At 63.9% G+C, this 5,749-nt stretch carries 5 protein-coding genes and 3 pseudogenes; 2 read left to right on the forward strand and 6 right to left on the reverse strand.

All coding sequences use genetic code 11. From position 1 onward, the window contains the following. Both H537_RS44130 and H537_RS0118640 read right to left on the reverse strand, forming a co-directional pair. Positions 1–235: transposase (locus tag H537_RS44130; protein ID WP_502527946.1), on the reverse strand; the 235-nt coding region annotated here is incomplete at its 3' end. Between the two features lie 1,075 nt (positions 236–1,310). Next, positions 1,311–1,718: pseudogene (locus H537_RS0118640) on the reverse strand (BRCT domain-containing protein); the annotation flags it as partial. Between the two features lie 435 nt (positions 1,719–2,153). On the opposite strand from H537_RS0118640, the gene H537_RS49485 reads away from it, so the two are divergent. Both H537_RS49485 and H537_RS0118650 read left to right on the forward strand, forming a co-directional pair. Continuing rightward, positions 2,154–3,236, forward strand: coding sequence for a GGDEF domain-containing protein (locus H537_RS49485; RefSeq protein ID WP_084150812.1), 1,083 nt, complete (start codon positions 2,154–2,156; stop codon positions 3,234–3,236). Positions 3,237–3,400: 164 nt separating this feature from the next. Further along, complete coding sequence (locus H537_RS0118650) at positions 3,401–3,808, forward strand: ester cyclase (protein WP_028999045.1); 408 nt, start codon at positions 3,401–3,403, stop codon at positions 3,806–3,808. An 84-nt stretch (positions 3,809–3,892) separates the two neighbouring features. Here H537_RS0118650 and H537_RS53225 read toward each other — a convergent pair whose 3' ends face one another. The 4 genes and pseudogenes from H537_RS53225 to H537_RS54505 all read right to left on the reverse strand — a co-directional run. Beyond that, the gene (locus H537_RS53225) at positions 3,893–4,030 is read right to left on the reverse strand and encodes a hypothetical protein (RefSeq protein ID WP_156901842.1); all 138 of its coding nucleotides are present in this window, start codon (positions 4,028–4,030) and stop codon (positions 3,893–3,895) included. 71 nt (positions 4,031–4,101) lie between these two features. Beyond that, a pseudogene (locus H537_RS56835) lies at positions 4,102–4,257 on the reverse strand (surface-adhesin E family protein); the annotation flags it as partial. A 358-nt stretch (positions 4,258–4,615) separates the two neighbouring features. Continuing rightward, entirely contained in the window at positions 4,616–4,819 is a 204-nt protein-coding gene (locus H537_RS0118660) for a hypothetical protein (protein ID WP_028999046.1), read from the reverse strand. Between the two features lie 375 nt (positions 4,820–5,194). Continuing rightward, positions 5,195–5,749, reverse strand: a pseudogene (locus tag H537_RS54505) (PEP-CTERM sorting domain-containing protein); the annotation flags it as partial.

The following is a 5,749-nucleotide window of genomic DNA, read 5'->3' on the forward strand; positions in this document are numbered from 1 at the left end:
AACCAAACCACTGCTGCAGGCAGTACATGCGCAGCATCCGCACGATCCCTATCGGCTGCCGCCCTACACGACCGGTGCTCGGATACTTGGGCTCGATGAGCGCCTCCAGGCGCGCCCATGGCACCACCTGCTCCATCTCAGCCAGAAACTTCTCGCGGCGTGTCACACGCTTCTTCTGCGCGTACTCGTAGCTGGCGAAGCTCAATTGCTTGGGTGGTTTGGAGGGCTGCGTCATGGTGGTTCATCCATGCAAGATTCGAGCCGAATTGATCAGCGTCTCCCTAGACAGAGCGGCCTTTCTCAGCCGGCCAGGAACGGGTATCGGCGCATCTCAGCAATACAAAGCCTTGTTTTATTAAAAGGGTTATATGATTTGGAAACCGTGAGTCGAGTGGAAAAAGTTCGACTCATGAAACAGGCATCTTTATTCATGTGGCAAATTCCAACATGTTCGGGGTCTGGTACAGTGCCAGGGCGGAAATTTAGCGGTAGCGTATATCTTGCAATGCGCATTCAATTAGCTGTAATCTTTGATGCGGCACTCGTTGGAGACTCAACAGCGGAGATGCTGAACACCGACGTCAAGATGCGACACGAGCCGCCGTACGTCAAAAGTCCAATCTAGATTCAGTAGATAGACACTTGGTCAACTTCTGCAGCATGCAGAAACGGATTCATTTGCAGCTGACTGCGATACCGGCGGCACCGGTGAGACACCATTCACGGTATGTACAAGCCCGATGACATGCCCAGCGGCTGGGTCAAACCTCGAGCCCGAGCCCACTCGCGACTCCCTTTAAGCTCGCATCACAGAGCTGCGTGCCGAGTGAGCTGGCCCCGGCCAAGGCACAGTTGAAGGAGATCGAAGACGACGCGCGCCTGGAGGCCCTGGTGAAGGTCAGGAATCTCATGCGCGCTTTCGAATTACTGATCGGCGCACTGTTTGCTGGAGCTCGGCCGACCGAAGCGCGGGCCCGCTGCCCGGGTTCATCGTGCTGGGCTTGTTTGGGCTTAAGTTGCCGATCAGTAACACCCGCGGATCTGGGCTTGGTGCCGTACCTGAAACGCCGCGGTCGGCCGTATAAGGTCCCGGCCAGGCAAGGTCCTCAGATCTGTTTGGACCTTTAAGGACGGAGTGCGGAGCTGGGCGTTGCGCTTGACGACGCTGGCCACTTCTCACCAGCGCCAGCCGTGCTCCAGGACGCGGTTATCGAATCAGCCCACAAACCGCCGATCCCTTGCACCTGCGGCTGCTTGCGGTTTCCGCCAGAAGCTCCAGGGTGCCAGTTCAAAAACCGTCCACCGCTCACTTACTCCTTGTCCATGGTATCGACCACCAGCGCGCGCAGACTGTTCTCGTCCAGCACGGGAATTTCCAGCTGTTGCGCTTTGGCCAACTTCGAGCTAGCCTCCGCACCCGCCACCACGTAGGCCGTCTTCTTCGACCCCGACTTGCCCGCCTTGCCTCCCGCGGCCTCGATCAGCGCCTCGGCCTCGTCGCGCGTCATCGTGGGCAGCGTGCTGGTGACTACCACTATCTTGCCCTCCAGCGGCCCCAGCGGCCCCAGCGGCGCGGCCTGGTGGACTTCATACTCCACCCACGTCACGCCGGCGGCGCGCAGCTGCTCCACCACCTCCACGTTGTGCGCCTGGTCGAAGAAGGTACGGATGGTGTGCACCACCACCGGGCCCACGTCGTGCACCTGCAGCAGCTCCTCCTCGCTGGAGCCAGGCCATCATGGACGGGCTCCTGGCCACCGTGCGGTTGGTCGCTGCCAAGGGAAAGCGACGTGCCGCGGGCAATAGCTCAGCGGTTCGCCGGGCCGATAGCTCTTCACGAACGCTCGCGTCAACCGGCTGGAGCTTCTTGTGCACGCTGGCTTCAGCTTCTGGCGCGCAGCGCAGCGGCTGCACCAGCAACCGTCGATGAAGAGCTTGGTGGGGCACCGGCCGAATGTTTTGAGTCTTGCCATCATTGATGGTTTGGCCGGGGTACATCTGAAAGATCTACCTGCTCAACTGGCCCGCATTCCGATGCTCTACAAGATTGCGCGCCTTCTGCGATTTACTCAAATCGCTGCCCTACTCCTGGTGGTCGGTATGGTGGTGCGCTGTGCGCTGTCCTGCTGCAGTACAAGCACGCTGGCCAGTGGGTGGATCACAGCCATGAGGTGCTGGGCGAAATCGAGCAAGTACGCATTGGCGCTCTGCGAGCCGCAACTTGGCTGCGCGGCTATGGCATGTATCCCTCTGCCGAGATGCTGCTCCGCATCAAGACGTCGGCGGCAAGTGCAACGCGAGCAGCCGTCCGACTGCAGGCACTGACCGTCGACAACCCGGAGCAAAACGCACGGGCCAAGGTAATGCTGGCAGAGCTGGACAAGGTTTTGAGCATCTACGCCGCGTCAGCCGACATCGCCCGGCAGCAAGGGCCTGCGGTACTGTGGGAAATGACCATTGCTCAGCTATGGCACGACATAGGCGCCGAACTCAGGGAAACACTGGAGCAGTTGGAAGAGACCGAGCAGGGGCTCTTGGCAACCCGACACGCCGTAGAGCAGCAGCGTCTGGACATGACCGAGCGACTGGTCGCGCTGAGTGGTGTGGCTTTCATCGCAGCCATGTTGTGGACGATGCACTACTCGGGGCAACTGGTGCGTCTAGGTCAACAGGAGGTTGAGCAACTGCACGACGCTGCGCTGCTGGACCCCCTTACCGGGCTGCTCAATCGGCGCGGTCTGCAGGAGCAGCTGGCAAAGATGAACATGCAGTCCGCGGTCGTGGCCAACGTAGCGGTCCTCGCTTTCGACCTCGACAATTTCAAGCCGGTGAACGACCGCTACAGCCACGCAGCGGGTGATCTGGTGCTCAAGGCAATTGCCCAGCGGCTGCAGCAGCAACTCCGCAGTGGCGATGCCATTGCCCGGGTTGGCGGGGACGAGTTCGTGGCTGTGCTGCCCAGCGTGGCGTCGCGCCAGGAGGCCGTTGCCATCGCGCAGCGCATCTGCTTGCGTCTTGGCCACCCGATCCCTCTGGCGGAGAATTCAGGTGTCTGTATTGGCGCATCCGTCGGCGTCGCGATGCTGCACCAGGACGGGAAGGACATCGACACCCTGCTCCATGCGGCTGACAAGCGGATGTACATGGCCAAGGGCGCCGGCAAAGGCCAAGTAGAAGCTGGTGCTGTAGCGCCTGCCGACGCCAGCCTTTGTCGTTCGGGTTTTGCCTCGGGGTGACCTTTCTTGTCCAGCGATTGGACTGCGCGCGCAGCGGGACGCTGAGCCGGCCCCGGGTAATGGATTTTCGCATTGCCGCCGTTCCCACCCGGGTCGCCGTGGCTGGCGCTGCGGTACTTGCGTCCGGCAAACTCGGTGCAGCCACTGCATGAGGGAGAAAGCCCGTGTCACCCGAAGAAGAAAACAAGGCCGTCGTCATCCGCTACGTGGAGGCGTTCAACCGTGGAGACCTGCAGGCACTGCGCGGCCTGATGGCCGACGACGCGGAGATCCAGGGCGTCATGGGCCACGGCCTGTTCGAGCGGATCGAGCCCGTCTGGCGTCAGCTCATCGATGGCTACAGCATGCAGCTGCGCATCGAGGAGCTCGTGGCCGAGGGACGCATCGTGGCCGCCAAGTACACCGAAACCGGCACCTTCACCAGGCCGGCCTTCGGGCATGAGCCCACTGGCAAATCCTACGAGCTGGTTGCCATGGAGTTCTTCGAGATCGAGGGCGGCAAGATCAAGCGCCGCTGGGGTGCGCGGGACTCGGCCTCACAACTGCGGCATCTCGGCGTGACCGCTTCCTAAAAGCGCGGCATCAGTCCAACACAGCTGGCGACACCCGTGGAGGCGGCGCAGTGGCCATGGGCCGCGCAGCCACTTCCCGCTGCTTCAGCTGCGGTTGCACACCACCTTGGTGATGCCGCCGCCCACCGTGCCCGGTCCCGCTGTCATCCAATCGCCGAACAGCATCCCGCCGCGCATGGGGTCCCCGCCACCCATGCGGCCCTTGTAGGCCTGGTACTGCACCAGGCAGCCGCCCCGTGCAATCGACCTCGTAGAGGAACTGCATGGACCAAGTCGAAGTCCGTCACGGGCTGCACCATGTCCTTCAGCGCCCAGACCTGGCGCACGCCGCCCTCGGCGCGAATCGATGCCGGATCGACGTACCAGACCGCCTTGGCGTTGTCTTCTCCGAGTGCCGTCCAGGTGCCCCAGGTCAGCGCCGTGGCCACCAGCATCCATGCTGCCTTCATCGTGCCCTCCTGCGCTGTGCCGATTGATTTTTTCGGGAGGTCAGCGGGGGACGGAACACCGGGAAAACAGGTGTCGGCGCGACGCCATGGCCAGCGCTGTATCGGCTGCGTACATGGGACGCTGGGCTGTTTGCGGCAAGCGCATGCGATGGCAATGCGGGGCTGCGTGCCCGCGACGCCATCACCATCGGGAATGCAGAACCGCTGCGCGTGCGGGGGCGGGCTCGCGAACGTTGTGGGGCACGACCTGTGCGCGGTTCGCTTGCGTTGAAGGCCGGCCGTCTCGGACGCCCGCCAAGCCCTGGCTCAGGAGCCACCGGCCCTGCTGGGCGTCAATCCGGCGGCAGCAGGAAGGCTGTCAGGAGTCAGCAGGCGGCTCGTCCACCTCGGAGGGCAACGGCATTTCACGGCAAGGCATGCCGCTGCGCTTGAGCCGCCCCTGCTCCCACCCCGCCTCCCAGGCCTTGGCCTCTGCGGTGCCAGGGCGGTAGGCGCAGCCGTACTTGGCCAGCTCTCCAGCCGCGAATCCTTCGAGCCAGGCGATCCGAGCGTCTTCCGTCATGTCTTGCTGTTTCCCTTGCCCTGTCGGGCCCGCTGCGACTCAGCATACGGCTCGCAGCCCTGCCGCGCCGTGGGCTGATCCCGGCCAGCACACTCCTTGCGGGGGGCTACGCCCCCGGAGCGGGTGATGAACAGACTGCACGTCGGCACCGTCGTGCCTGGGCCACGAGCGTCACCCGACATCCTCATTGGGCATGACGACACCGGCGCCAGCTCCATGCGCAGTCAACGAAAACCGTGCCCGTCGGGCGCTTGTTGGTTTCTCGAGGCTGGGTCCCGTCCGCTTCGAGCCAGGTTCAACCGGACGCTGGCCTGGCGACACCACAGGTCTTCCAGGCACATCCGTGACCTGGCCGGACGGCGGCGCAAAGCCGCGTCACCGCCGCAAGCGCGAGGCCTGGCTGCCCGCAGCACCGGGCCGCTTCGCGCTGCAGCGGCGCACCAGCGCCAGAAGCCCCAGCGCCGCTGTCTGCAGGGCCAACGAGCCTGGCTCGGGAACCGCTGCCGGGTTGGTTATGCTGCCGGACGTCCCTGACGGGCTCTCCGGGGACGGGCCGGCGGGGATGGCACCTCCAGCCCCTTCGGCCATGCCGCCGCCTGCCGGTCCTGCCATCTCCCCTGCGGGGGCAGAGCCGCCCAGAGGCGCCTCACCTTCGCGCACATAGATGCTCAGATGCGACAAGGCTTGTGGCAGGCCCTTCTTGTTGACGCCAGGCGACAGCCAGATGCCGCCGCCCGAGCCGTCAAAGGCGACGTTGTCGAAAAAGTACAGCGCGTACTCGGTGCTCGACTTGAGCACGCCGACGATGTCCAGGTACAGGCCTTGCGCGGGCAGCCAGGCACTGCTGCCCGACAGTGCCCAGGAACCCCAGGCTGCCTTGGCCCCGGCATCGGCCTCGAAAGCGATGCCCAGCACGGTGTTGGCCTCGTC

Source organism: Azohydromonas australica DSM 1124 (assembly GCF_000430725.1).
Taxonomy (GTDB): domain Bacteria; phylum Pseudomonadota; class Gammaproteobacteria; order Burkholderiales; family Burkholderiaceae_C; genus Azohydromonas; species Azohydromonas australica.

What these genes read in the sequence shown, in the direction of transcription:
- H537_RS0118660 (WP_028999046.1), bottom strand. Translation starts at nt 4,819, where the DNA reads ATGACGGAAGACGCTCGGATCGCCTGGCTCGAAGGATTCGCGGCTGGA.